Genomic DNA, 24,033 nt, shown 5'->3' on the forward strand with positions numbered 1-24,033 from the left:
ACTATATCGCGCGCGATTCCCCGGCGGCAAGCGAAGGGCCGGTCTTATCGTCAGGGTTGGCGGTCCGGAAGATGGCGCGCTCAGTCCTCGAAGCGGGCCGGCGCGGCATCGACGATCACCACTTCGCCATCGCGGATCTCGCGCACTTCGAAGCTGCGCTCGACCACGCCGTCGCGCTGGAAGCGGAAAGCGCCGTCGAGACCGAGGAACCCGCCGCGGTCGCGCAGGCTGTTGATGGGAAAGTCGCGGCCCACGCGCCAGTCCTGCGCCACCCGCAGCGCCAGCAGCACCGCATCGTAGCCCAGCGTCGAGATGCGATAGGGCTGGCCGCCGAAGCGCGCCTCATAACTGTCGACGAAACGGCGGTAGCGATTGTCCGAAACCGCGGCGAACAACGCTCCGCGCAACGCCGGGGCGCGAGTGACCGCAACTTCGCCGCTCCACAATTCGGTGCCGAGAATACGGGTGTTTGCCCCGCCGACGCGCACGCCTGCCTGTTGCGCGAGCCGCGGAGAATCGGCGATCAGCACGGTGTCGTAGCCGCCGCGGCTGCGCAGCCGGTCGGCCGCCGACATGATCGAGGTATTGCCGCGCGCATAGCGTTCCGCGCCGGTTACCCGCCCGCCATAGGATTGCACCGCCCCTTGCAGAGCCGCTTCGGCGCGGCGGCCGTATTCGCCATCGGGCGCGATCACCGCGAAGTCGCGGGCGCCCTGGCTGCGGGCATATTGCACCGAGCGGCGGATCGACTGCTCGGGGATGTGCCCCATGACGAAAACATCGGGCGAGGCGATGGTGGCATCGTTGGAAAAGGAGATCAGCGGCACGTCGGCGGGCCGCGCTTCGGCCAGCACCGCGCCGACATTGTCACCCATCAGCGGCCCGAGGATCAGCTTGTTGCCATCGGCAATCGCGCGGCGCGCGGCATCGCGCGCGTCGCCAGAGGTGTCATAGGTGGTGATGCGCAGATTGCCGGCATCGGTATCGAGCAACGCCATGGTCGCGGCGTTGGCGATCGACTGGCCGACCGCGCCGTTGTCGCCCGCCATCGGCACCAGCAGCGCGATGCGGTGATGGGTGCCATCGTCGGGCAGCGCGGTCGCGCTGGGCATCGGGGTCGGTGTGTCGACCGGTCGGCTGACCGGTTCGCCGCTCTTGGGAATGATCGAGCAGGCGCCCAGCAGTGCCGCCAGACCGGTGACGGCGATCTGCCGACGGGTGATTGTAAAGCGCTTCATCCTTGCCGCGTCCCTCATTGCTGGTTCATGGGTCAGCCGTGAGCGAAACCGCATCCTCTGTACCCGAACCTCTTGAACCCGGGCTCTATATCGTCGCGACCCCGATTGGCAATCTCGGGGATATCACCATGCGCGCCGCCGATGTGCTGCGACGCTGCGACGGAGTGGCCTGCGAAGACACACGCGTCACCGGCAAGCTGATGAAGCATCTCGGCATCTCCAAGCCGCTGTGGCGCTACGATGATCACAGCGAGCACCGCGACCGCGGGCGGCTGGTGGAATCGATGCGCAGCCGCGCAGTGGCGCTGGTCAGCGATGCAGGCACACCGTTGGTATCGGACCCGGGTTATCGACTGGTCAACGATTGCCGCGCCGAGGGCATTGCGGTCACGGTGCTGCCCGGGCCCTGCGCCGCGATCGCCGGGCTGAGCGTCTCGGGCTTGCCCAACGACCGCTTCCTGTTCGCGGGCTTCCTCCCCAGCAAGGACAAGGCACGGCGCGATGTGCTGGCCGAGCTCGCCGATATCGACAGCACGCTGATCTTTTACGAGACCTCGCCGCGGCTCACCAAATCGCTCGCCGCAATCCGCGACATCCTCCCCGACCGCGAGATCGCGGTGGGACGCGAGCTCACCAAGATGCACGAGGAATTGCGCCGCGGCCTCGCTGACGGGTTGATCGCCTGGTTCGACGCGCATCCGCCAAAGGGCGAGATCGTGCTGCTTATCGGCCCGCCGCTCGAGCAGCTGGCGAGCGAGGCGGATGCCGATGCGCTGCTGCTCGCCGCGCTGGAAACCAGCAAGGCCTCGCAGGCGGTGGCTCAGGTCGCGAAGGCCACCGGGCTTGACCGCAAGCTGCTTTATGCGCGGGCGATGGAGCTCAAGCGGGGATGAAGCGCCGCCTCGCCGAGCGGAGCGGGCGCGAGGGAGAGAGACGCGCCGCACTGTGGTTGCGGGCGAAAGGGTGGCGGATCCTTGCCAACCGGGTGAAAACCCCGCGCGGCGAGATCGATTTGATCGCGCGGCGCGGATCGCTGGTCGCCTTCGTCGAGGTCAAATACCGCCGCGCCAAGGTCGATCTCGACCATGCGATCGACGAACACCGGCTGGCGCGGGTGGCGGCGGCGGTGGAATGCGTCGCGCATGATTACGCGGGGGAGGGCGACGATATCAGGATCGACGTCATCCTCCTTGCGCCGGGCAGCCTGCCACGCCACATCGCCAACGCCTGGCAGCCCTAGCGCTGCGTTCCCCGACCCATTCAATCCGAGGTAAATCCCAATGAGCTTACGCGTCGCCGTCCAGATGGACCCGATGGAATCGATCAAGATCGCCGGCGATTCCTCCTTTGCCTTGATGGAAGCGGCGCAGGCGCGCGGGCATTCACTGATGCACTACGATGTCGGCTCGCTCGCCTGGGAAAGCGACGGCAGCGCGCGCGGGCGGATCACCGCGCATGGCGCGCCGGTGACGGTCCAGCGGGTCGAGGGCAATCACTTCACCATCGAGGAACGCCGCCGGATCGATCTGGCGCGCGATGTCGATGTGGTGCTGATGCGCCAGGATCCGCCCTTCGATCTGGGCTATATCAGCGCCGCGCTGATCCTCGACCGGCTGCGCGGCGAGACGCTGGTGGTCAACGACCCGCGCGAGGTCGTGAACGCACCCGAAAAGATGTTCGTGCTCGACTATGCCCAATACATGCCGCCGACGCTGGTCGCGCGGACGCTCGACGAGGTCCGCGAATTCCAGACCCGGCACGGTGCGGTGGTGGTCAAGCCGCTCCACGGCAATGGCGGCAAGGCAATTTTCCGGATCGACGAGGACGGCACCAATCTGTCGGCGCTGTTCGAGGTCTTCAACCAGACCTGGCCCGAACCGCATATGGTTCAGCGCTTCCTTCCCGAGGTTGCCGAGGGCGACAAGCGTATTGTGCTGGTCGATGGCGAGTTCGCCGGGGCGATCAACCGTAAGCCGGGCGCGGGCGAGTTTCGCTCCAACCTCGCGCAGGGCGGCTATGCCGAGGCCGCCGGGCTGACGCAGCGCGAGGAGGAAATCTGCGCCGCGATGGCGCCTGAGCTCAAGCGCCGCGGGCTGGTGTTCGTCGGGATCGACGTAATCGGCGGGCAATGGCTGACCGAGATCAACGTCACCAGCCCGACCGGGATCGTCGCGATCGATCGGTTCAACGGCACCGACACCGCCGGTATGATCTGGGACGCGATCGAAAAACGCATCGCTGGGTGAACCCATTGCCGCCCTGGCGGTTGGGCTGACATGGATTCGCTCATCGTTGCTATCGTCGAACGGCTTGGCCTTGCCGGAATTGCCTTGCTCATGGCGCTGGAAAACATCTTCCCGCCGATGCCCTCCGAAGCCATCATGGGTTCGGCGGCGCTGGCGATCGAGCGCGGGTCGATGCAGTTCTGGCCGGTGATGATCGTTGCAACGCTTGGCACGCTTGCGGGCAATTACGCGTGGTTCTGGATCGGCGATCGCTGGGGATACGAACGGCTCGGTCCCTTCATCGATCGCTGGGGCCGCTGGCTGACGCTCGAATGGGAAGACGTCGAACGAACAACCAGTTTTTTCGAGCGGCACGGGCACTGGGTGGTGTTCTTTATGCGTGCCGCGCCCTTCATGCGCACCATGATCAGCCTGCCCGCTGGCCTCGCGCATATGAACAAGCTCAAATTCTGCGTCTTCACCGCGGCGGGCGCCGCGCTGTGGAACGCGATCCTGATCGGCGGGATGCAATGGCTGTCGCGTACCTTCGAGGGTTCCGACGTCGTCAGCTGGGTAATCATCGCCACTCTGGTGCTGGCGGTGGTCGGCTATGCCTGGCGGCTCGCAACCTGGAAGCCGCGCAGCCAGCGCTGACAATCAGTCGCGTGATTCGCGGGGATGCGCATTGCGATAGGTTTCGAGCAGACTGGCGGCATCGACCCGCGTGTAGATCTGCGTCGAACCGAGGCTGGCATGGCCGAGCAATTCCTGCAGGCTGCGCAGATCGGCGCCGGCACCGAGAAGATGCGTCGCGAAACTGTGGCGCAGCGCATGCGGAGTCGCCGTCGCAGGCAGGCCCAGAACCACACGCGCCCTTGCAGTCACCTTCTGGATCATGCCCTGCGAAAGTGGGCCACCGCGGGCACCGCGGAACAGCAGGTCGTCGGCGTCGAGCAGGAAGGGGAGTTTCGCGGCGTAATCCGCCACCGCCTCGGCGACGATCGGCAAGATCGGGACCACCCGCTGCTTGCCGCCCTTGCCGGTCACCGACAGGCGCTCGCCCAGTGGCAGATCGCCGAGTTTGAGCGACAGCGCCTCGGCGATCCGCAGCCCGGCGCCGTAAAGCAGCAGCAGCACCGCGCGGTCGCGCGCGCCGATCCATTCATCGGCGGCCAGTGCGTGGACGGTATCGGCCAGATTAACCGCTTCGTCTGGGGTCACCGGACGGGGCAGGCCCTTCTTGATTCGAGGTCCGCGCAGCCGCGGCGCCCCGGCTGCGGGAACGCCAGCCTGCTCGCGCGCAAAGCCGACGAAACCCTTCAACGCCGAAAGCTCACGCGCTGCCGAGGCGTTGGAAAGTCCCTCGGCGCGGCGATCGGCAAGCTGTCCGCGCAGGGCATTGGTATCGAGCGCCGCGACGCTGTCCCAGCTTTCGAGATCGAGGCGATGGAGCAGCCGCCGGGCGACGGCGCAATAGGCGCGCACGGTGTGCGGCGAGCGGCGGCGGGCCTGCGCGAGATGGTCGTGCCAGCTCGCCAGCAGCGCCTCGCGCGTCACGCCGCCACCAGTTCGCCCGCAACCAGATCGGCGAGCAGCGCGTCGAGCAGCGGCATGCCCGCATCGGTCACCACGATCCGCGATCCCTGCGTCGCGACCAGCCCGAGATCGCGGTGCAGCGCGAGCTTGCCTTCATCGATCAGTTCGTCGCGCGCGAAACCGAACCGCGCCGACAGTTCGGCGCAATCGACTCCATCGCCCAGCCGCAATCCCATCAGCAGCGCCTCGGTCGCCTGTTCGGCGCGGTCGAGCACCCGCTCCTCGACGATTCCGTGGCCTGAATCACTTATCGCGGCCAGATAGTTTTCCGGCTTGCGGTGGCGCTGGGTCGCCAGCCCACCGCGCCGCCCGTGCGCGCCCGGGCCGATCCCGGCATAGTCCCGATAGCGCCAATAGGTGAGGTTGTGGCGGCTCTCCTCGCCGGGCCTTGCATGATTGCTGATCTCGTAGGCGGGCAGCCCGGCGGCAGCGGTCATATCGCGGGTGAGCGCGAACAGATCGGCTGCGCGTTCGTCGTCGAGCGGGGTGAAGACCCCACGCCGGACATCGGTGGCAAAGCGCGTCGCCGCCTCGATGGTCAGCTGGTAGAGCGAGAGATGCCCCGTCCCGAACGCCAGCCCGCGCTCCAGCTCGGCGCGCCAGGTGGCTTCGTCCTGGCCGGGCCTTGCGTAGATGAGGTCGAAGGATACGCGCGCAAAATGGCGCTGCGCCACCCCGATCGCCGACACCGTCTCACCCGCATCGTGCAACCGCCCGAGAAACCGCAGCGCGTCATCCTCGAAGGATTGCACCCCGAGCGAGACGCGGTTCACCCCGGCCGCGGCCAGTGCAGCGAAATTGCCGGTCTCGACCGAGGAGGGATTGGCCTCCAGCGTGATCTCGATATCGGGAGCGAACCCCCACAGGCGTTCGGCTTCGTCCAGCAGGCGCGCGACCAGCGCAGGCGGCATCAGGCTGGGGGTGCCGCCGCCGAAAAAAATACTCTCGAGCTTTTCGCCGCCGGCATGTTGGGCCTCGTGGCGCAGATCGGCCAGCAACGCCGTTTCCCATTGGGAAGCCACAATTGTCTGGCGGACATGGCTGTTGAAGTCGCAATAGGGGCACTTCGCCAGACAGAACGGCCAGTGGATATATAGGGCTTTCGCCATAGGCGCCTTCAGCGAATCTTAAGCCTCAAGAGGCGAAGTACCGTCTATGGGACGGATCGGACAATCCGCGCTGCTCGGCAGCGCCATCGCCATCTTATGTGCCACGGCTGCGCCCCTGTTCGCAAGCGAAGCCTCTTGGCGCAGCAATGACAGTGCCTCCGAGCGTCCGGCGAAAATCCAGCAAACGGCTTATGGTTTCGACCGCGGCGACCGGATAGCGTCGCGCATTCTGGCTACCCACAACGCCGAACGCGAGCGGTTGCGGCTGCCGCGCCTGAAATGGAACCTGCATCTCGAGCGCGAGGCTTCCCATTGGGCGCAATCGCTCGGACGCCGGGGCGTGCTCGAACACGCGGATGGGAGCAATCGCAATGGCACCGGCGAAAACCTCTGGATGGGCACAGCGGGCGCCTGGAACGTCGAGACCATGGTCGGGATGTTCCTCGACGAACGCAAACACTACCGCCACGGCGCCTTTCCCGATGTCTCGCGCACCGGCAATTGGGCCGATGTCGGGCATTACACGCAGATCGTCTGGCGCGACACCCGCGAGGTCGGCTGCGCCATGGTGACCACACGCGGCAACGACGTGCTGGTGTGCCGCTATTGGCCCGCAGGCAATGTCTGGGGCGCGCGCGCGTTCTGAACCGCTGGCGGGCTCAGCCGAATTGCTCGGCGACCAGCTTGGCAAAGGCATCGGCGCGGTGGCTGATGCGGTGCTTCTCGGCAGGGTCGAGCTCGGCAAAGGTCCGTTCCATGCCCTCGGGCACGAACACCGGATCGTAGCCGAAACCCAGCGTCCCGCGCGGCGGCCAGGTCAGGCTGCCCGGCGCGCGGCCTTCGTAGACCGCGCTCTCGCCATCGGGCCAGGCCAGCGCCAGCACGCAACGGAAGGCGGCGCCGCGCGAGGCATCGGCCCCGCGCTCCTGCAGCATCCCCTCGACCTTGCCCATCGCCATGAACCAGTCGCGCCCGGCCGAGCCTTCGAACCATTGCCGCTCGGCCCAGTCGGCGGTGTAGACCCCGGGTCGCCCGTCGAGCGCCTCGACAGCCAGCCCGCTGTCGTCGGCCAGCGCGACGATGCCCGAAGCTTCCGCCGCGGCATGCGCCTTGAGCAGCGCATTCTGGACGAATGTGGTCCCGGTCTCGGCAGGCTCGGGGAGGCCCAGCGAGCCGGCCGACAGGCATTTGAGCCCGTACGGCTCGAGCAGCGCCGAAATTTCCTTCAGCTTGCCCGCATTGTGCGTGGCGATCACCAGCGAGCCGGGGCCGAGACGACGGGTCACGGCTTTACGGCCTCCTCCTGCGCCGCGAAGATGCGATCGCAGCCGATCCGGGCAAGTCGCAGTAGCCGCAGCAGGCCTTCCTCGTCATAGGCCGCGCCCTCGGCGGTGGCCTGCGCCTCGGCGATCTTGCCGCCTTCGAGCAGGACGAAATTGGCATCCGCCTCGGCGTTGGAATCCTCGGGGTAATCGAGATCGAGAACCGGGGTGCCCTGGTAGATCCCGCAGGAGACCGCGGCGATCTTGGAAGCGATAGGGTCGTGGGTGATCGCACCGCTCTTCATCAGCCCGCCGACCGCGATCCGCAGCGCGACCCATGCGCCCGAAATCGCGGCGGTGCGGGTGCCGCCATCGGCCTGGATGACATCGCAATCCAGTGTGATCTGGCGCTCGCCGAGCTTCTTGAGATCGACCACCGAACGCAGGCTGCGCCCGATCAGCCGCTGGATTTCCTGCGTCCGGCCCGACTGCTTGCCGCGCGCCGCCTCGCGGTCGCCGCGGGTGTGGGTGGCGCGCGGGAGCATCGAATATTCGCCGGTGACCCAGCCCTGGCCCTTGCCGCGCAGCCATGGCGGGGTGCGATCCTCGACGCTGGCGGTGCACAGCACGCGGGTATCGCCGAAGCTGATCAGGCACGAGCCCTCAGCGTGCTTGGTGTAGCCGGTCTCGATGGTGATGGCGCGCATTTCATCGGGCGCACGTCCTGAAGGTCGCATGGGGGTCTCCGTAATAGCTGTGTCGCGCATGATGCGCCGGGGGATGGTGCCGAGCCGATAGGCGCTTGGGGCTTGAGGGCGCAAGCGATGTGTCTAGATACCATCCATGGCTTCGCCCCCGCTCACCGAACTGACCGATCGCGCCCGCGACATCTTCCGGCTGGTGGTCGAGGGCTATCTCGGCAGCGGCCTGCCGGTCGGGTCCAAGACGCTTGCGGGCGACCGGGGCCTCAACCTCTCCCCAGCCTCGATCCGCTCGGTGCTGGCCGAGCTCGAGCAGCGCGGGTTGCTCTCGGCGCCGCACACCAGCGCGGGTCGGATGCCGACCGAAAGCGGGCTGCGGCTGTTCGTCGATGCGATGATGCAGGTGGGCGAACCGACCGAGCAGGAGCGCGCCGCGATCGAGCAGCGCATTGCCGAACCCGGTCCGATCGAACGCGCGCTCGAGGAAACCAGCGCGCTGCTGTCCGATCTTTCGGGAGCAGCCGGAATGGTGATGGTGCCACCGCGCGAATCGCGGCTGGCGCAGATTTCGCTGACCGCCCTCGATGCCAACCGCGTGCTGGCGGTGCTGGTGGCCGACGACGGCCATGTCGAGAACCGCATCCTCGCGCTGTCGGCCGCCGCGCTCGGTACCTCGCTCGAACAGGCGAGCAATTACCTCACGGCAAGAAGCGCCGGGCGCACGCTCGCCGAAGCGTCGCGCCATATCGAGCACGAGATCGCCAATGGCCGCACCGCGCTCGACGATGCCAGCCGCGATCTGGTCTCCCGCGGGCTCGCCACCTGGTCGCAGGACGCTGCCGAACGTCCGGTGCTCATCGTGCGCGGCCAAGCCAAGCTGCTCGACGACGCCGCGCTGTCGGATATCGAGCGGGTGCGCTCGCTGCTCGACGATCTGGAGAGCAAGCAATCGGTCGCCGAACTGCTCGAGAACGCGCGCCATGCCGAGGCGACGCGGATCTTCATCGGCAGCGAGAACCGGCTGTTCTCGCTTTCGGGCTCCTCGGTGATCGCCGCGCCCTATCGTGACCGCGACGGCAAGGTGGTCGGCGTGCTCGGGGTGATCGGTCCGACTCGGTTGAATTACGCCCGAGTCGTGCCCATGGTAGATTTCACGGCCCGACAGCTGGGCAAACGTATCGGATAGAACGGGAATTTTCGTGAGCGACGACAACAAGAGCAAGCCGCGCGATGCCGCGGTCGAGAAGGAAATGGCAGGCGTTCCGGAGGAATTCCGCGACGACGGCATCGAGAACGAGGGCGAGAACGAAGACAGCGAGGATTCGCTCGGCGAAGCGCTGGAATCGCTGCGCAACGATCTGGAAGCTGCCAAGCAGGACGTACTCTATGCCAAGGCCGACGCGCAGAATGTGCGCCGCCGCGCCGAGAAGGACGTCCAGGACGCGCGCAATTACGCCGCGACCGGCTTTGCGCGCGACATCCTGAGCGTGGCCGACAATCTCGGTCGTGCGGTCGATTCGGTGCCCGCCGAAATCCGCGAGGACGAGAAAATGAAGGGCTTCATCGTCGGGATCGAGGCGACCCAGCGCGAGCTCGACAAGGTGTTCGGCCAGCACGGCATCACCCGCATCGCCGCAAAGGGGCTGCCGCTCGACCCCAACCAGCACCAGGCGATGATGGAAGTGCCCACCGACGGACACGAGCCGGGCACGATCGTCCAGGAGATGCAGGCAGGCTACATGATCAAGGACCGCTTGTTGCGGCCCGCGATGGTGGCCGTCGCCAAGAAGCCGGACTGAACGCGGATGGCCCTGACGGACAATCTGACCGGCGAGCGAGCGACCTTCGTCACCCATCTCGAATGCTCGCTCACCGGGGAGCGCTACGAGGCCGACCGGCTGCAGGGGCTGTCGCAGGCCGGGCGCCCGCTGCTCGTGCGCTACGATCTCGAGGCGCTGGGCAAGGCACTGTCGCGCGATGCTCTCGGAGCCCGCCCGACTGATCTGTGGCGCTGGCGCGAACTGCTTCCGGTGCGCCGCACGGACAGCATCGTCAGCCTCGGCGAAATCGAGACTCCGCTGATCCCGATCCCGAATTCGGGTGGGCCCAATGTGCTGGTCAAGGACGAGGGGCGCTTGCCAACCGGCAGCTTCAAGGCGCGCGGACTGGTAATGGCGGTGGCGATGGCCAAGGAGCTCGGCGTCACAAAGATCGCCATGCCGACCAATGGCAATGCCGGTGCCGCGCTCGCCGCCTATGCCACCCGTGCCGAGATCGAGACCGTGGTTCTGTGCCCGGACGATACGCCCGAGATCAACGTCCGCGAGATCGCGGCGCAGGGCGCGCGGGTCTACCGCGTCAACGGGCTGATCGACGAATGCGGCGCGATCGTCGGGAAGGGCGCGGCCGAGGGGCTGTGGTTCGATTTCTCGACGCTCAAGGAGCCTTATCGGATCGAGGGCAAGAAAACGATGGGGCTGGAACTTGCCGCGCAGCTTGGCTGGCGGCTGCCCAAGGCGATCTTCTATCCCACCGGCGGCGGCACCGGGCTGATCGGCATGTGGAAGGCCTTCGACGAGCTCGAGCAGCTCGGCTGGATCGGCTCCGAGCGTCCCAAGATGTTCGCGGTCCAGGCAAGCGGTTGCGCGCCGATCGTCCGCGCCTTCGATGCGGGCGAGGAACACGCCGAGCGCTGGGAGAATGCTCACACCGTCGCCGCGGGCATCCGCGTTCCGAAGGCCGTTGGCGATTTCCTCATCCTGCGCGCGGTCCGCGAGAGCGGCGGCAGGGCGATCGCGGTCGAGGAAGCCGAGCTGGTGCGCGCTACCGCCGAGAGCGCCGTGCAAGACGGCATGCTGCTATGCCCCGAAGGCGGCGCGACGCTCGCGGCCTGGCGGAATGCCGTGGCGCAGGGCTGGGTCGAAGCGGACGACGAGGTGGTGCTGTTCAACTGCGCGACCGGGCTCAAATATCCGCTTCCCGATCAGTCCGCCGCGCTCGACAAACATGATTTGCCCGATCTGGCGAGTCTGTAGCTTCCGGGAACTCCGGCTCTCTCCGTCCGTAAGAAGCGGAACAGGGTTCAAACGGAGAGAACAATCATGAAAACCAAACTGCTGCTCGTCCCCGCACTCGCGATGTCGACATTGAGCCTTGGCGCTTGCGCCGAGAACTACGCTGCGGAAGGTGCCGGGATCGGCGCCGCTGCCGGGGCAGGTATCGCCGCGCTGACCGGTGGGGATATCACCCGCTATGCGCTCGCCGGCGCCGCAGCCGGTGGCCTCGGCGGTTACTTCGTCGATAAGAACGATGGCTGCGACGGTTACGATCGCGACGGCTATCTCGATGCGGACTGCTTCGGCACCCGCGGTTATCCGGCCGACCCGCGCCGCTGATCCAATCTCGAACGACTTCGAAAGCGGCCCCTTTCCATTGGAAGGCGGGTCGCTTTCGCATATCTGGTTCAGGCAAATATCTGGTTCAGGCTATGAGATACAAAACCAGGTACCGCGCTATCAACAGCGATAGCAGTGCAATCTGCCAACCGGTACGCCGGACGAAAATACCCGCGATCATCAACGCCACGAACACCACGGTCGCACCGATGGTGATCGGCTCCAACAAGGCGGAACGCAACTGCTCGAGCGAGAGCAGGTAGGTCCACTGAACCAGCACCAGCACTACCAGAATTGCAAGAATGGTACGGTGAACGCGGAAATAATGGACGTCGAGATCCTCGAAACGCCTAGGATCGCCGGGAAAGACCAGTCTGGCCGCAAGATAGTAGGCGCTGGCGAAGACAACCACTCCCAGCAAGGTCGGCGTATTGACCGCGACCAGGTCTCGGACCAGCCAGGCGAAAGCCCAGAACGACATAAGATCGAGGACGACGAACACAGCCATGAGGGGCGACAGCCAGCCGATGCGAAACTGCTCCGATCGCTCGTCCCGCGCTCCTTCGGCAAATGCCCGTTCGAGTGCGTTGCCCAGACCTCCGAGCAGCGAAACCAGCGACAGGCCGAGCAGCAGGGCATAGAGCGCAAACAGGAATTCGAATTCGCTCACTGGCCATCTCCATTCCGGGGGCTGTCGGCAAAAAGGCCGGCATTGGGAAACCGCACCAGCAGATCATAGGCCGATGCATCCGGAGCGCCAGCAAGGCGAACGCCGTTCCTGAGCCAGAAGGCGTGTTTGACGATCTCGGCCTGCTGCTCGATCCCGTAGCGTTCGAGCGGCCACCCTGGCTTGAGGCTGTAATCATAGCGCGCCCAGGGCATCCGGTGAGTGACCAGATACCAGTCCCCGCGGGTCTGCGTCTGCCAGACATGCGTGAGTTCGTGGACCAGCAACCCCTGCCGGATCATGCTCTCACGCGAGAAATCGTCGCAGTAACCGCTTCCAAGCGGATGAAAATGCAGATGTCCGCGCGGCGCCATCGTCACCGCTTTGGGCTGAAGCGGAAACCATTTTCGCCGCCGGATCCTCACCGGACCGCAATCGAGCGCATCGCCGAACACCGAACGCGCGATGCGGATCTCGCCCGCAGTCAGCGCCCGCTCGCCGCCGACCGGGCAGGGCGTCGCAGACCCGGTCGCGGCTGCGCTCAGCGCGCGTCGCCTGCAGACTGGATCTCGACTTCGAAACTGTGCTTGTCACCGCTTGCAAGCGTGAGCGTGACCTCGGTGGAGCCACCCGCCGTCAGTTCGGGTGTAAGGTCGAAGGCCATGACATGCTTGCCGCCCGGCTCGAAACTGGCGCTTTCGCCCGGCTGCAGAGCCAACGGCGCCATTTCACCCATGACCATCGCCCCAGCGGATCCCGACATGTCATGCAATTCGGCCCGATCGGCGCCCGCAACGTCGGCGCTGGCGATCGTGGTCTCGCCTTCGCCGTCATAGGCGATGTCGAAATATACCGCCGCCGGATTGCCCGCGACCGGGGGGAGCATCATTCGGCCATTGGTGATCTCGAGCCCGGCGATTCCCTCGGGCGCGCCGTCCTCGACCGGGGTCTCGGCCCCATCCGAACAGGCGGCCAGAGCGAGTCCGGTTCCGGCTAGCAGCAAGGCGGCGTAAACTGGCTTCATCATTGAAAATTTTCTCCAGACAATGGGGTGTTTTCTAGCCGAGCGGGTCCCTTGTGCCAAGAAAATGCGCACCTATATCCTCGAGGTAACCGAGCCGCCGAAAGGTTCCGCCATCGATGGGGGACCAGCTGAGCGGCGTCCAATCAGTAGAAGCAGATGGGGAATCCATGAGCAAAGTTATCGGTATCGACCTCGGCACCACCAATAGCTGCATCGCGGTTATGGACGGGGGTAAACCCAAGGTCATCGAGAATTCCGAGGGCGCACGCACCACGCCTTCGATCGTCGCTTTCACCAAGGACGGCGAGCGACTGATCGGCCAGCCGGCCAAGCGCCAGGCGGTCACCAACCCCGACAACACGCTGTTCGCGATCAAGCGCCTGATCGGGCGCCGCTTCGACGATCCCATGACCAAAAAGGACATGGATCTCGTTCCCTACGACATCGTCAAGGGCAAGAACGGCGATGCCTGGGTCGAAGCGGGCGGCGAGGATTACTCCCCCAGCCAGGTCTCGGCCTTCATCTTGCAGAAGATGAAAGAGACGGCGGAAAGCTATCTCGGCGAAACCGTCACCCAGGCGGTCATCACAGTTCCGGCCTATTTCAACGACGCCCAGCGTCAGGCGACCAAGGACGCCGGCCAGATCGCCGGTCTCGAAGTGCTGCGCATCATCAACGAGCCGACCGCGGCCGCGCTCGCCTATGGGATGGACAAGGACGAGGGCAAGACCATCGCGGTCTACGATCTCGGCGGCGGCACTTTCGATGTCTCCGTGCTCGAAATCGGCGATGGCGTCTTCGAGGTGAAGTCCACCAATGGCGATACCTTCCTCGGCGGTGAAGATTTCGACACCACGATCGTCGAATATCTCGCCAACCAGTTCGAGAAGAAGGAGAATATGGATCTGCGCAAGGACAAGCTTGCGCTCCAGCGTCTCAAGGAAGCCGCCGAAAAGGCCAAGATCGAGCTCTCGAGCACGCAGACCACCGAGATCAATCTGCCCTTCATTACCGCCCGCATGGAAGGCGGCAGTTCGACCCCGCTGCATCTGGTCGAGACGCTCAGCCGCTCCGATCTGGAAAAGCTGGTCGGCGATCTAATCAAACGGACGCTCGAGCCGTGCAAGAAGGCGCTGGCCGATGCCGGCGTCACCAAGGACGAGATCGACGAGGTTATCCTGGTCGGCGGCATGACGCGCATGCCGCGGGTCCGCGAAGTGGTCGAGGAATTCTTCGGCTCCAAGCCGCATACCGGCGTGAATCCCGATGAAGTCGTTGCCATGGGCGCCGCGATCCAGGCCGGCGTGCTGCAGGGCGACGTCAAGGATGTGCTGCTGCTCGACGTGACCCCTCTGTCGCTGGGCATCGAGACGCTGGGCGGCGTGTTCACCCGGATGATCGATCGCAACACCACCATCCCGACCAAAAAGAGCCAGACCTATTCGACCGCCGAGGACAACCAGCAGGCGGTGACGATCAAGGTGTTCCAGGGCGAGCGCGAGATGGCGGCGGACAACAAACTGCTTGGCAATTTCGACCTCGTCGGGATTCCTTCTGCGCCGCGCGGCGTGCCGCAGATCGAGGTCACCTTCGACATCGACGCCAACGGCATCGTCAACGTCAGCGCCAAGGACAAGGGCACCGGCAAGGAGCAGACGATCAAGATCCAGGCGTCGGGTGGATTGACCGACAGCGATATCGACCAGATGGTCCAGGATGCCGAGAAATTCGCCGAGGAAGACAAGAAGCGCAAGGAATCGGCCGAAGCCCGCAACCAGGCCGACAGCCTTGTCCACACGACCGAGAAGCAGCTCGAGGAGCACGGCGACAAGCTCGACGCCGATCTCAAGAGCGAAGTCGAGGCGAAGATCGCCGAGGTCAAGACCGCGCTCGAAAGCGACGATCCTGCCAAGATCAACGCCGCCGCGCAAGAACTGACTCAGGTTGCCATGAAGATGGGCCAGACCATCTACGAGCAGGAGCAGGCCAAGGCCGCACCCGCCGATGGTGAAGCCGCACCCGACCAGTCCGGTTCGGGCGACGAAGACGTCGTCGACGCGGAATTCTCCGAGGTCGACGAAGAGAACAACAAGGGTTGATCGCCCGATAAACGCCTAGCCGCCACCGGTGCCATCCAGCACCGGTGGCGGACAGGTATCGGGCGGGAGAATTTATGTCAGCGACCGAAATCGATTTCTACGAATTGCTTGGCGTTTCGCGCGATGCGGACGGCGGGACAATCAAATCTGCCTATCGCAAGCTCGCGATGAAGCACCATCCGGACCGCAATCCGGGCTGCTCCGAGAGCGAGGCCAAATTCAAGGCGATCAGCGTCGCCTACGACTGCCTCAAGGATCCGCAGAAGCGGGCGGCCTACGACCGCTACGGCATGGAAGCCTTCCAGCAGGGCATGGGTGGTGGCCACGGCCAGCAGGACTTCGGCGATATCGGCGATATCTTCGAGACCATCTTCGGCCAGGCCTTTGGCGGCGGCGCGCAGCGCGGGCCGCGACGCGGCGCCGATCTGCGCTACGACATGCAGGTCACGCTTGAAGAAGCCTTCCACGGCAAGGACACCGAGGTCGAGATCGAGGTCTCGAAACAGTGCGACGACTGCCACGGCAGCGGCGCACGTCCCGGGACGCGGGCGCGCACCTGCAACCTTTGCCAGGGGCACGGTAAGGTCCGAGCCAAGCAGGGTTTCTTCGTGGTCGAGAGGCCATGCCCCAATTGCCACGGCCGCGGCGAGGTGATCACCGATCCCTGCCGCTCCTGCCGCGGGGAGGGGCGCGTCGATGTCCCGCAGACGCTCGATGTCGAGATTCCGCCCGGGGTCGATACCGGCACCCGCATCCGGCTCTCGGGCAAGGGCGAGGCGGGGCCGCAGGGGGCTCCTCCGGGCGATCTCTACATCTTCGTCCATATCGCGCCGCATGCGATCTTCCAGCGCGAGGGCACCACGCTTGCCACGCGCGTGCCGATCAGTTTCACCCAGGCCGCGCTGGGCGGCGAGATCGAGATTCTCGACCTTGCGGGCGAGGCGGTGGCGCTTTCGATCCCGGCGGGCATCCAGTCGGGCAAGCAATTGCGTCAGCGCGGCGCGGGCATGCCTGTGCTGCAGGGGCGCGGACGCGGCGATCTGGTGGTGGAAATCGCGGTCGAAACCCCGACCAAGCTAACCAAGGAACAGCGCGGGCTGCTCGAGCAGTTCCGCGAAACCGAGACCGGCGACGAATGCCCCGAAAGCCGGGGCTTCTTCGAGAAACTGAAGACCGTTCTGGGCGCCTAGGCGCGGCTATTCGGGCAGGCTTTCATTCGGGCATGCGTTCGACGATCTCGTCCCTTAGCGAAGCGATCAGACCGCCCGAACAGCGCGCCGCAGCCGCCTCCTCGTCGAGGATGGCGAGGAAGGCGGCGCGCTTGAAGCTGCGACAGTCCTCTTCGGGCAGCTTGTCCTCGAGCGTCGAGCCGACCAGATCGATCATTCGCTCGGCGCCGTGGAGCCGGCCCCAGAGATAATCGTTCTCGCGATAGGTACGGCTGAAGAAGGCGCCGAAATTGTAGAACTCGGTGCCGCGCAGCGTGGCCCTCGTCCCGCCTTCGCGGATGGACCGTGCATCCTCGGGCGAGATGCGATCGACCTTGGCGGGGTCGAATTCGCTCAGACCCTCGTCGCGCAGCAGCGCCAGCGTGGCGACGTCGTAATAGGGGAAACCGAGATAGGTGAGGAGCATACGCCGCTTGAGGTCCTTGGGCATCTGCGCCAGCGCTTCGGCGAGCAGCAGTTCGGCCTCGTCATCGACCTGCGGCAACAAGCGGTTGTCCTCGAGGTGATCGAGCACCGCCGCCGGATCCTGCAGCACATTCTCCGCCAGCCTGCCGAAATCCGGTCCGAGTGACGCCAGCCCTTCACGGTCGAAATACAACGCCAGGATTCCGTAGAGCGCATCGCGCGCTGTCTCGAGCGAATCGTCGGGGATATCGGGATCGGCTTCCCAGTCCCTGGCGACGCGCCGCGCGAGCAGCCGCAGCCTGCGGATGCGAAACCCCAGATCATGCGCGCGGAAGAAAGCGATCGCGCCCTCATGCGCCCCGCCACCGGGCGCCGACAGACTCTCGAGCCCGCGCCGCGTCAGCTCCTCGCGAAACACCGCCTCGATGGCTTGCGCATCTGGCAGCCCCAGTTGCGGCGCCGCTTCCAGCGTCAGCTTGGCAAGCCGCGCGACGATCCCCGAAACCTTGGTCTGCGCATAGGACTGGAAGGCGAAGCCCGCCTGTTCCGCGGCAGCGGTCTGCGCGCGCTGGCGCCAGTTGCTCAACCGCCGCGGGGTCGGCTTGTCGAGAAACAGCGTCCGCCCGAACAAGCGATCGACCGCACCTTCGACATCGGGCCGCAACCGGGTAACAATCCGCCGCAGCCGCAACGCCTCGCGGCTTTGCTGTTCGAGCGCCTCGAGATTGTCGCGGATCGGCTGCTCGCGCGGGATGGTGGAGAGCGATCCGAGGATGGCAGAGAAGAACCCGACCGGCCTCTTTTCTATCTCGCGCAGCGCGCTCGATCGGTCGGGGCGCGGATCGATATAGACGAAGCGCCGGTCGACCTCGCGCTGCGCAGGACGGCCCTGAAGCGCGGCGATCGCTCCTTCGAAGGGCTTGTTGACCAGCACCGAGCCATCGATCAGCGAGACCTGATCGACCGTATCCTCGTGCAGATGGACCGGCATGATCCGTTCGAGGAAATTATGCCGGTTGGTCCAGTCGCGCCCGGTCTTTTCTGCCAGCGCATCGATCTCCGCCACCATCAGCGGTGGGAAAGCACCCGGAAAGCTCGCGGTGGCACGCGCGGCAAACACCAGCTCGACCGGGGCGGCGAAATCCTGCCCGCCCGAATAGGGCGTCCGGCTGCGGAAATCGATCGGCATGCGATGCTCGCTCTCTTCCACTACCGGCGGGCTGTTGAGCCGCAGCAGCGAAAGGTGGCCATGGAAATCGGTAGCGGTAACGAACAGGTCGAGCGGATGGCGCGGCGGCAGCAGCGGCGCTTCCGGAGTGGTCCGCTCCATCGCGGCAAAAGCGCGTTCGAGCAGTGCGGAAAAGCCAACTCCGCTGAACGGCGGCTCGAACCAGCGCCCGCGCATGACGCTGGACACCTTGCGCCGGACCTCGTCCCGGGTTTCGGGCGCCACGCTCTCGCTGACCAGATTGCCGGGCCTGCTGAGCACCCAGCGCACCAGCGGCTGGGTCCAGAATTTGGCGAAGCGCCAAACCGGTCGCGCATCGGGATCGACCAGTTCGTCGACATCGGCCATGTCGAGCCAGAGCTCGGTCAGCGGGTCGAGCGAATAGCCCGAATGCACCGCCTGCGCGAGGAACACCGCGTTGATCCCGCCTGCGCTCGCCCCGGTCAGGATATCGGGAAGGACTCGCAGCCGCAATTGCCGCTCGCGCTCGATATGCTCGAGCAGCTCGCGATAGACCCCCGCGACGCCGCCGGGTTTCTCGCTGCCGTCATGATAGGCCCGGCTGGCGCGCGCCAGATGCCACACTTCCTTGGTGACCCCGTGCATGTAGATCGCCAGGCTCACACCGCCATAACAAACCAGCGCAATCCTGAGTTCTTTCTGCCGCATCCCGGCGGTACTGGCGCAGTCGGCCCGTGATGGCAATTGCGTTCCTGCAATGTTCCGGTTATCGCCGCCGCATGGCTAAACCCAAACGTCGCTATGTCTGCCAGGCCTGTGGCAGCGTCTCGCACCGCTGGCAGGGGCAATGTCCCGATTGTGCCGAGTGGAACACGCTGGTGGAAGACGTTCCGGCCACAGTCTTCGAGCAGAAGCACGATTTGTCGAGCGGCGGGCGCGGGATCGAGTTCGTCTCGCTCGACAAGCCCGGCGCGCTGCCGGTGCGCGCCACCACCGGGCTTGCCGAATTCGACCGCGCGCTGGGTGGCGGGCTGGTCCCCGGCTCGGCGATATTGATGGGCGGCGACCCCGGCATCGGCAAATCGACCCTGCTGCTCCAGGCCGCTGCAGCGGTGGCGCGCGCAGGAAAATCCTGCATCTATGTCAGCGGTGAGGAAGCCACCGCGCAGGTACGGATGCGCGCAGGCCGGCTGGGGCTGGGCGATGCTCCGGTGCGGCTCGCCGCCGCGACCAGCGTGCGCGATATCCTCACCACGCTGGGGCAGGGCGAGCCCCCTGCCATGCTGGTAATCGATTCGATCCAGACCATGCATTCGGACAGTATCGAGGGCGCACCGGGCACGGTAAGTCAGGTTCGCGGCTGCGCCTTCGAGCTGATCCGTTACGCCAAGGAAAACGGCGTCGCGCTGGTACTGGTCGGCCATGTCACCAAGGACGGCTCGATTGCCGGGCCGCGCGTGCTCGAGCATATGGTCGATGTCGTGATGAGCTTCGAGGGCGAGCGCAGCCACCAGTACCGCATCTTGCGTGCGTTGAAAAACCGCTTCGGCGCGGTCGACGAGATCGGGGTGTTCTCGATGGCTGGCGACGGGCTGGAAGAGGTCGCGAACCCTTCGATGCTGTTCCTTTCCGGGCGTCAGGAGCAGCTCGCGGGCAGCGCGGTGTTCCCGGCGATGGAGGGCACCCGCCCGGTTCTGGTCGAGATCCAGGCGCTGATCGTGCGGCTGCAGTCGGGCGCCACCCCGCGCCGCGCGGTGGTCGGCTGGGACAATGGCCGGATGGCGATGCTGCTGGCGGTGCTCGAGGCACGCTGCGGGCTCAATTTCAGTTCGGCTGAGGTCTATCTCAATGTCGCCGGGGGATATCGCCTGTCCGATCCCGCCGCCGATCTGGCTGTCGCCGCCGCGCTGGTCAGCGCGCTCGCCGACAAGCCGCTGCCCGCGCGCAGCGTGTGGCTGGGCGAGGTTTCGCTCGCGGGCGAGATCCGCTCGGTGGCGCATGCACCGTTACGGCTGCGCGAGGCGGCCAAGCTTGGTTTCGAGCGCGGATTCGGCCCCCGCGATGTCGATCATGCGTCTGCAAAGCTCGAGTATCGCGAGATTGGCCAGTTGCCCATTCTGGTCGACCGCGTCATGGGGGGACCTTAGTCCTGGTGCCTTGGAAGTGTGATGACGGGTTTCGACTGGATAGTGCTGGGTATTGTCGGCGTGGCAGCTGCGGGCGGCTTCATGCGCGGCTTCGTGCAGGAAGTGTTCTCGCTGGCCGCCTGGGTGCTGGCGATCTTCGCCATCCGGTTTATGCACACCCCGCTGACCGAGGCGCTCTCCGATTTCACCGGGCGCGACATCACCACCGCGGTGCTCGCCTTCGCGCTGCTGCTGCTCATTCCCTATGCCGCGATGAAGGTGATCGCCAGCAATGTCAGCGGCGCCTCGCGCGGCTCGGTTATGGGACCGATCGACCGTGTGCTCGGTTTCGGTTTCGGAGCTCTTAAAGGCGCGGTGATCGTGGTGATCGCCTTCTCGTTGCTCGTGTTGGGCTATGACAGCGTCTGGGGCTTCAAGGGTCGCCCCGACTGGATCTCGGGCGCACGCTCCTATGATTTCGTCGATGCCAGCTCGCGCAGCATGGTCGAGATGGTAGCCGTGCGACGCGCTCAATTGCGCGAAGAACGCGAGGCGGCGGAAGCGGCCGACGACGCGGCATGAACGCGGGCGGGGGCGGGCGCGCGCTCTACTCTCCCGCGTTGCTTGGGCTTGCAGTTGAACTGGCCGATTATCCCCTCACCGACGAACTGGCGCTGCGCGGCGAGGCACGCTCGCGCAGCTGCGGCAGCACGCTCGCGCTGGGCTGCACCACCGATGAGCAGGGCGCCATCGCCGAACTGGGCATGCGGGTCAGCGCCTGCGCGGTGGGGCAGGCTTCGGCCGCGATCTTCGCGCGCGAGGCGCATGGCCGCGACACCGCTTCGCTGACGCGCAGCCTCGCCGGGCTGGACCACTGGCTGGAGGGCACCGCCGAGCGCCCGGACTGGCCCGGGCTCGAAGCGCTCGACCCCGCGCTGCCACATGCCGGACGCCACGATGCGATCCGCCTGCCGTGGAGAGCCGCGCTGGCCGCGCTTTCCAACCTCCCGCCCACGCGCTAAATCGCGCGAGGCACGCGGCAATTGCGCGGCAGTAGGGAGGGGGCGGTACCATGACCACCAGCACGAGCGCAGACGGTGTTGCCGTACCACTGACGCGTGAACCCACCGCGAAGGAAATCCGCCTCGTCATCGCCGCCAGCTCGGCGGGGACGATTTTCGAATGGTATGATTTTTTCATCTATGGCACGCTCGCGGCGGTCATCGGTGCCGCCTTCTTCCCTAGCGACAACGAGACGCTGCAGATACTCCTGGTCTGGGCGGGCTTCGCGGTCGGCTTCGGTTTCCGCCCGCTTGGCGCAATCCTGTTCGGGTTTCTGGGCGACCGGCTGGGTCGCAAATACACCTTTCTCGTCACCGTCACGCTGATGGGCGTGGCGACGGCAGGAGTCGGTATGATCCCCACCGCCGCCAGCATCGGGATTGCCGCGCCGATCATCGTCATCGGCCTGCGCGTTCTTCAGGGGCTGGCGCTGGGCGGCGAATATGGCGGCGCCGCGATCTATGTCGCCGAGCACGCTCCGCCCGAAAAACGCGGCTTCTACACCGGCTTCATCCAGGCCAGCGTGGTCGGCGGTTTCGTGCTTTCGATCGCGGTGGTGATCGCCTGCCGCGCCGCATTTTCTGAGGAGGAGTTCGCGCAATGGGGTTGGCGGGTGCCCTTCCTGCTGTCGCTGATCCTGCTGGCGATCTCGCTGTGGATGCGGCTCAAGCTGTCGGAAAGCCCGGTCTTTCAGGCGATGAAGGCGGCGGGCGAGACTGCGGGCAACCCCTTCGTCGAAAGCTTCACCTACCCGGGCAACAAGCGTCGCCTCCTGATTGCCTTCGCGGTTACCGGAATCCTGACCACGATCTGGTACACCGCCTTTTTCTCTGGCCTGTCGTTCCTGCGCGGTCCCATGCGGCTCGAGGAGAGCGTGGTCGAATGGATGCTGCTCGTGGCCGGGCTGATTGCGATGAGCTTCTATGTGATCGTCGGGCGCTGGTCCGATCGGATCGGGCGCCGCCGCCCGATAGTGATCGGCGCATTGCTGAGCCTCCTGCTGCTGTTCCCGATCTTCTGGGGGATCGGTAGTCTCGCCAATCCGGGGCTCGCCGAAGCAGCGCGCGAGCGTCCGGTGGTGGTGTCGGGGAGCGCATGCTCGACCGATCCCTTCGCCGAACTGTTCGACCGCGAGCAGAGCCAATGCGGCAAGCTGCTCGAGACGCTGACCGCGAGCGGCGTCGCCTACAGCGTCGAACCGGCGCAAGCGCTGTCGCTGACGGTCGGCGCCGAGGCGATCGCGCTGCCACCCGAATGGTTCGCCGATGGCGCAGCGCGGCGCGACGGGCTGCTCGCGGCACTGACCGCGCAGGGCTTCGATTTCGACCGCCGCGCGCCGCCGCTGGCGAACATTCTCGGCATCGTCGCGCTGCTGCTGGTGCTTGGGCTGCTCTCGGCGCTGACCTATGGCTCGGTCGCGGCACTGCTGGCCGAGCTGTTCCCGCCGCGAATTCGCTACAGCTCGATGTCGATCCCCTATCACATCGCCGCGGGCTATCTCGGCGGTTTCCTGCCGCTGATCTCGGGAATTATCGTGGCGCGCTCGGGCGATGTCTATGCCGGGCTGTGGTACACCTGGGTGGTGGTCGCGCTCGGGCTGGTAGTGGTGTGGTGGGGCTTGCCCGGCGGCCCGCCGCGCGATTTCTCCGACGAGACTGCCGGCAATGCCTGACGTGCCACCATCCACCCTCCGGCTCGGGCTCGACGAGGCAGCGCTGGCCGCCAATTGGCGCGTCCTCGATGCGATGTCGGGGACGGCGCGCGCCGGGGCGGCGGTGAAGGCAGATTGCTACGGTCTGAGGGTCGTACGCTGCCTGCCGGTGCTGCGCGATGCGGGGTGCCGGGATTTCTTCGTGGCACACTGGTCCGAAGTCGAATCGGTGCTGGCATATATCCCGGCCTCGCAGGTTTCGGTGCTGCACGGAGTGTTCGATGCCGCACAGGCAGCCTATGCGCGCGCCGTGGGTGTTCGCCCGGTGATCGACAGCCTTCATCAGGCGCGGGTCTGGTCCGAAAGCGGAGGCGGGCGCTGCGATCTGATGATCGACAGCGGGATCAACCGGCTTGGGATCGCGCCGTCCGAGATCGCCGATCCGCTGGTCCAGAGCCTCGATATCCAGGTACTGATGTCGCATCTAGCCTGCGCCGACGAGGACAGCGCGATGAACGCTCGCCAGCTCGCGGCTTTCCGCGCGGTGATCCCGCATGTTGCGCATCGCGAGGCCAGCCTGGCCAACAGCGCCGGGATCGCGCTGGGTGCCGATTATCATTGCGATCTCACCCGCCCGGGCCTCGCGCTTTATGGCGGTGTTCCGCGGTCCGAGTTCGCAGACACCATCCGCCAGGTTGCCTACCCCGAAGCCGCTTTGCTGCAGGTCCGCGATGTCGCGGAAGGCGCCACGGTGGGCTACAACGCCGCCTTCACCGCGCCCGCCCCCATGCGCGTCGGGGTGGTCTCGCTGGGCTATGCCGATGGCATCATGCGCAGCTGGGCGGGAGCGCATTTTGTGCACGGCGACCGCCGCCTCCCGATGCTCGGCAAGCTGTCGATGGACATGATCGTGGTGGACCTCGCCCAGGCCCCCGACCTGCACGAAGGCGACTGGGTCTCGCTGCCCTATCTGCTACCGGATGCTGCGCGGCAAACCGCTCTTTCGCAATATGAATTGCTGACCGTGCTGGGCAATCGCTTCGGCTGACCGGGGC

The 24,033-nt window shown here is 65.9% G+C and carries 25 protein-coding genes; 16 read left to right on the forward strand and 9 right to left on the reverse strand.

Going from position 1 to position 24,033, the window contains the following annotated elements; all coding sequences use genetic code 11:
* Positions 1-80: 80 nt before the first annotated feature.
* Positions 81-1,238 (reverse strand): penicillin-binding protein activator, encoded by a 1,158-nt coding sequence (locus tag A9995_RS00330; protein ID WP_067607579.1) that lies wholly within the window; start codon positions 1,236-1,238, stop codon positions 81-83.
* 38 nt (positions 1,239-1,276) lie between these two features.
* Here A9995_RS00330 and rsmI point away from each other — a divergent pair, with 38 nt between their 5' ends.
* The 4 genes from rsmI to A9995_RS00350 are packed head-to-tail and all read left to right on the forward strand — an operon-like array spanning position 1,277 to position 4,117.
* Positions 1,277-2,131 carry a 16S rRNA (cytidine(1402)-2'-O)-methyltransferase gene (gene rsmI / locus A9995_RS00335; RefSeq protein ID WP_067607582.1) on the forward strand — a complete coding sequence of 285 codons (855 nt, stop codon included), beginning with the start codon at positions 1,277-1,279 and terminating at the stop codon, positions 2,129-2,131.
* Positions 2,128-2,478, forward strand: a complete 351-nt coding sequence (locus tag A9995_RS00340) for a YraN family protein (RefSeq protein WP_067607585.1) — start codon at positions 2,128-2,130, stop codon at positions 2,476-2,478. The genes rsmI and A9995_RS00340 overlap by 4 nt, the downstream gene beginning before the upstream one ends.
* Before the next feature lie 40 nt (positions 2,479-2,518).
* A complete protein-coding gene (gshB, locus tag A9995_RS00345) occupies positions 2,519-3,484 on the forward strand; it encodes a glutathione synthase (protein ID WP_067607587.1) in 966 nt (321 codons plus the stop codon).
* 30 nt (positions 3,485-3,514) lie between these two features.
* Complete coding sequence (locus tag A9995_RS00350; protein WP_067607590.1) at positions 3,515-4,117, forward strand: DedA family protein; 603 nt, start codon at positions 3,515-3,517, stop codon at positions 4,115-4,117.
* Between the two features lie 3 nt (positions 4,118-4,120).
* Here A9995_RS00350 and A9995_RS00355 read toward each other — a convergent pair whose 3' ends face one another.
* Both A9995_RS00355 and hemW read right to left on the reverse strand, forming a co-directional pair.
* On the reverse strand, positions 4,121-5,020 hold the full coding sequence (locus tag A9995_RS00355; protein WP_067607593.1) for a tyrosine recombinase XerC: 900 nt from the start codon (positions 5,018-5,020) through the stop codon (positions 4,121-4,123).
* Positions 5,017-6,168, reverse strand: a complete 1,152-nt coding sequence (gene hemW / locus A9995_RS00360; RefSeq protein WP_067607596.1) for a radical SAM family heme chaperone HemW — start codon at positions 6,166-6,168, stop codon at positions 5,017-5,019. The genes A9995_RS00355 and hemW overlap by 4 nt, the downstream gene beginning before the upstream one ends.
* Positions 6,169-6,214: 46 nt before the next feature.
* Between hemW and A9995_RS00365 the strand changes: the two genes are divergently transcribed.
* Entirely contained in the window at positions 6,215-6,814 is a 600-nt protein-coding gene (locus A9995_RS00365; protein ID WP_067607599.1) for a CAP domain-containing protein, read from the forward strand.
* Positions 6,815-6,827: 13 nt separating this feature from the next.
* Here the strand turns inward: A9995_RS00365 and rdgB are convergent, their stop codons facing one another.
* The gene (gene rdgB / locus A9995_RS00370; RefSeq protein WP_067607602.1) at positions 6,828-7,454 is read right to left on the reverse strand and encodes an RdgB/HAM1 family non-canonical purine NTP pyrophosphatase; all 627 of its coding nucleotides are present in this window, start codon (positions 7,452-7,454) and stop codon (positions 6,828-6,830) included.
* Positions 7,451-8,167: a ribonuclease PH gene (rph, locus tag A9995_RS00375; RefSeq protein ID WP_067607604.1), complete on the reverse strand. Its 717-nt coding sequence runs from the start codon at positions 8,165-8,167 to the stop codon at positions 7,451-7,453. Before rph ends, rdgB begins: the two co-directional genes overlap by 4 nt.
* Before the next feature lie 106 nt (positions 8,168-8,273).
* Here rph and hrcA point away from each other — a divergent pair, with 106 nt between their 5' ends.
* The 4 genes from hrcA (at position 8,274) to A9995_RS00395 (ending at position 11,526) form a co-directional block, all read left to right on the forward strand.
* The gene (gene hrcA / locus A9995_RS00380; protein ID WP_067607607.1) at positions 8,274-9,317 is read left to right on the forward strand and encodes a heat-inducible transcriptional repressor HrcA; all 1,044 of its coding nucleotides are present in this window, start codon (positions 8,274-8,276) and stop codon (positions 9,315-9,317) included.
* Positions 9,318-9,330: 13 nt separating this feature from the next.
* A complete protein-coding gene (gene grpE / locus A9995_RS00385; protein ID WP_233998027.1) occupies positions 9,331-9,930 on the forward strand; it encodes a nucleotide exchange factor GrpE in 600 nt (199 codons plus the stop codon).
* A 6-nt stretch (positions 9,931-9,936) separates the two neighbouring features.
* Complete coding sequence (locus tag A9995_RS00390; protein WP_199797186.1) at positions 9,937-11,166, forward strand: threonine synthase; 1,230 nt, start codon at positions 9,937-9,939, stop codon at positions 11,164-11,166.
* A gap of 66 nt (positions 11,167-11,232) precedes the next feature.
* On the forward strand, positions 11,233-11,526 hold the full coding sequence (locus A9995_RS00395) for a glycine zipper domain-containing protein (RefSeq protein ID WP_067607609.1): 294 nt from the start codon (positions 11,233-11,235) through the stop codon (positions 11,524-11,526).
* Positions 11,527-11,611: 85 nt separating this feature from the next.
* Here the strand turns inward: A9995_RS00395 and A9995_RS00400 are convergent, their stop codons facing one another.
* From A9995_RS00400 to A9995_RS00410, 3 genes are read right to left on the reverse strand one after another with little or no spacing between them, the layout of a single operon-like run.
* Positions 11,612-12,196 carry a hypothetical protein gene (locus A9995_RS00400; protein WP_067607612.1) on the reverse strand — a complete coding sequence of 195 codons (585 nt, stop codon included), beginning with the start codon at positions 12,194-12,196 and terminating at the stop codon, positions 11,612-11,614.
* Complete coding sequence (locus A9995_RS00405; RefSeq protein WP_067607615.1) at positions 12,193-12,738, reverse strand: vgr related protein; 546 nt, start codon at positions 12,736-12,738, stop codon at positions 12,193-12,195. Before A9995_RS00405 ends, A9995_RS00400 begins: the two co-directional genes overlap by 4 nt.
* Complete coding sequence (locus A9995_RS00410) at positions 12,735-13,220, reverse strand: copper chaperone PCu(A)C (RefSeq protein WP_082992387.1); 486 nt, start codon at positions 13,218-13,220, stop codon at positions 12,735-12,737. The genes A9995_RS00405 and A9995_RS00410 overlap by 4 nt, the downstream gene beginning before the upstream one ends.
* A 164-nt stretch (positions 13,221-13,384) precedes the next feature.
* Between A9995_RS00410 and dnaK the strand changes: the two genes are divergently transcribed.
* Together dnaK and dnaJ are read left to right on the forward strand one after the other, a co-directional pair.
* Positions 13,385-15,316, forward strand: a complete 1,932-nt coding sequence (gene dnaK / locus A9995_RS00415; RefSeq protein WP_067607618.1) for a molecular chaperone DnaK — start codon at positions 13,385-13,387, stop codon at positions 15,314-15,316.
* Positions 15,317-15,390: 74 nt separating this feature from the next.
* Positions 15,391-16,506, forward strand: coding sequence for a molecular chaperone DnaJ (gene dnaJ, locus A9995_RS00420; protein ID WP_067607622.1), 1,116 nt, complete (start codon positions 15,391-15,393; stop codon positions 16,504-16,506).
* Between the two features lie 22 nt (positions 16,507-16,528).
* Here the strand turns inward: dnaJ and A9995_RS00425 are convergent, their stop codons facing one another.
* Positions 16,529-18,847 carry a patatin-like protein gene (locus tag A9995_RS00425; protein WP_067607624.1) on the reverse strand — a complete coding sequence of 773 codons (2,319 nt, stop codon included), beginning with the start codon at positions 18,845-18,847 and terminating at the stop codon, positions 16,529-16,531.
* Positions 18,848-18,918: 71 nt separating this feature from the next.
* On the opposite strand from A9995_RS00425, the gene radA reads away from it, so the two are divergent.
* The 5 genes from radA to A9995_RS00450 are packed head-to-tail and all read left to right on the forward strand — an operon-like array spanning position 18,919 to position 24,026.
* Positions 18,919-20,286: a DNA repair protein RadA gene (gene radA, locus A9995_RS00430; protein WP_067607627.1), complete on the forward strand. Its 1,368-nt coding sequence runs from the start codon at positions 18,919-18,921 to the stop codon at positions 20,284-20,286.
* Between the two features lie 21 nt (positions 20,287-20,307).
* A complete protein-coding gene (locus A9995_RS00435) occupies positions 20,308-20,847 on the forward strand; it encodes a CvpA family protein (RefSeq protein ID WP_067607630.1) in 540 nt (179 codons plus the stop codon).
* Positions 20,844-21,287: an iron-sulfur cluster assembly scaffold protein gene (locus A9995_RS00440; RefSeq protein WP_199797187.1), complete on the forward strand. Its 444-nt coding sequence runs from the start codon at positions 20,844-20,846 to the stop codon at positions 21,285-21,287. The genes A9995_RS00435 and A9995_RS00440 overlap by 4 nt, the downstream gene beginning before the upstream one ends.
* Before the next feature lie 50 nt (positions 21,288-21,337).
* Positions 21,338-22,999, forward strand: coding sequence for an MFS transporter (locus tag A9995_RS00445; protein ID WP_067607633.1), 1,662 nt, complete (start codon positions 21,338-21,340; stop codon positions 22,997-22,999).
* Entirely contained in the window at positions 22,992-24,026 is a 1,035-nt protein-coding gene (locus A9995_RS00450; protein WP_067607636.1) for an alanine racemase, read from the forward strand. Before A9995_RS00445 ends, A9995_RS00450 begins: the two co-directional genes overlap by 8 nt.
* The last annotated feature ends 7 nt before the right edge of the window (positions 24,027-24,033 follow it).

Origin of the sequence: Erythrobacter sp. QSSC1-22B (genome assembly GCF_001678665.1) — a bacterium.
In the GTDB taxonomy this organism is placed as follows: domain Bacteria; phylum Pseudomonadota; class Alphaproteobacteria; order Sphingomonadales; family Sphingomonadaceae; genus Qipengyuania.

What these genes read in the sequence shown, in the direction of transcription:
- A9995_RS00330 (WP_067607579.1), bottom strand. Translation starts at nt 1,238, where the DNA reads ATGAAGCGCTTTACAATCACCCGTCGGCAGATCGCCGTCACCGGTCTG.
- A9995_RS00340 (WP_067607585.1), top strand. Translation starts at nt 2,128, where the DNA reads ATGAAGCGCCGCCTCGCCGAGCGGAGCGGGCGCGAGGGAGAGAGACGC.
- gshB (WP_067607587.1), top strand. Translation starts at nt 2,519, where the DNA reads ATGAGCTTACGCGTCGCCGTCCAGATGGACCCGATGGAATCGATCAAG.
- A9995_RS00350 (WP_067607590.1), top strand. Translation starts at nt 3,515, where the DNA reads ATGGATTCGCTCATCGTTGCTATCGTCGAACGGCTTGGCCTTGCCGGA.
- hemW (WP_067607596.1), bottom strand. Translation starts at nt 6,168, where the DNA reads ATGGCGAAAGCCCTATATATCCACTGGCCGTTCTGTCTGGCGAAGTGC.
- A9995_RS00365 (WP_067607599.1), top strand. Translation starts at nt 6,215, where the DNA reads ATGGGACGGATCGGACAATCCGCGCTGCTCGGCAGCGCCATCGCCATC.
- rph (WP_067607604.1), bottom strand. Translation starts at nt 8,167, where the DNA reads ATGCGACCTTCAGGACGTGCGCCCGATGAAATGCGCGCCATCACCATC.
- hrcA (WP_067607607.1), top strand. Translation starts at nt 8,274, where the DNA reads ATGGCTTCGCCCCCGCTCACCGAACTGACCGATCGCGCCCGCGACATC.
- A9995_RS00390 (WP_199797186.1), top strand. Translation starts at nt 9,937, where the DNA reads ATGGCCCTGACGGACAATCTGACCGGCGAGCGAGCGACCTTCGTCACC.
- A9995_RS00395 (WP_067607609.1), top strand. Translation starts at nt 11,233, where the DNA reads ATGAAAACCAAACTGCTGCTCGTCCCCGCACTCGCGATGTCGACATTG.
- A9995_RS00410 (WP_082992387.1), bottom strand. Translation starts at nt 13,220, where the DNA reads ATGATGAAGCCAGTTTACGCCGCCTTGCTGCTAGCCGGAACCGGACTC.
- dnaK (WP_067607618.1), top strand. Translation starts at nt 13,385, where the DNA reads ATGAGCAAAGTTATCGGTATCGACCTCGGCACCACCAATAGCTGCATC.
- dnaJ (WP_067607622.1), top strand. Translation starts at nt 15,391, where the DNA reads ATGTCAGCGACCGAAATCGATTTCTACGAATTGCTTGGCGTTTCGCGC.
- A9995_RS00425 (WP_067607624.1), bottom strand. Translation starts at nt 18,847, where the DNA reads ATGCGGCAGAAAGAACTCAGGATTGCGCTGGTTTGTTATGGCGGTGTG.
- radA (WP_067607627.1), top strand. Translation starts at nt 18,919, where the DNA reads ATGGCTAAACCCAAACGTCGCTATGTCTGCCAGGCCTGTGGCAGCGTC.
- A9995_RS00435 (WP_067607630.1), top strand. Translation starts at nt 20,308, where the DNA reads ATGACGGGTTTCGACTGGATAGTGCTGGGTATTGTCGGCGTGGCAGCT.
- A9995_RS00440 (WP_199797187.1), top strand. Translation starts at nt 20,844, where the DNA reads ATGAACGCGGGCGGGGGCGGGCGCGCGCTCTACTCTCCCGCGTTGCTT.
- A9995_RS00445 (WP_067607633.1), top strand. Translation starts at nt 21,338, where the DNA reads ATGACCACCAGCACGAGCGCAGACGGTGTTGCCGTACCACTGACGCGT.
- A9995_RS00450 (WP_067607636.1), top strand. Translation starts at nt 22,992, where the DNA reads ATGCCTGACGTGCCACCATCCACCCTCCGGCTCGGGCTCGACGAGGCA.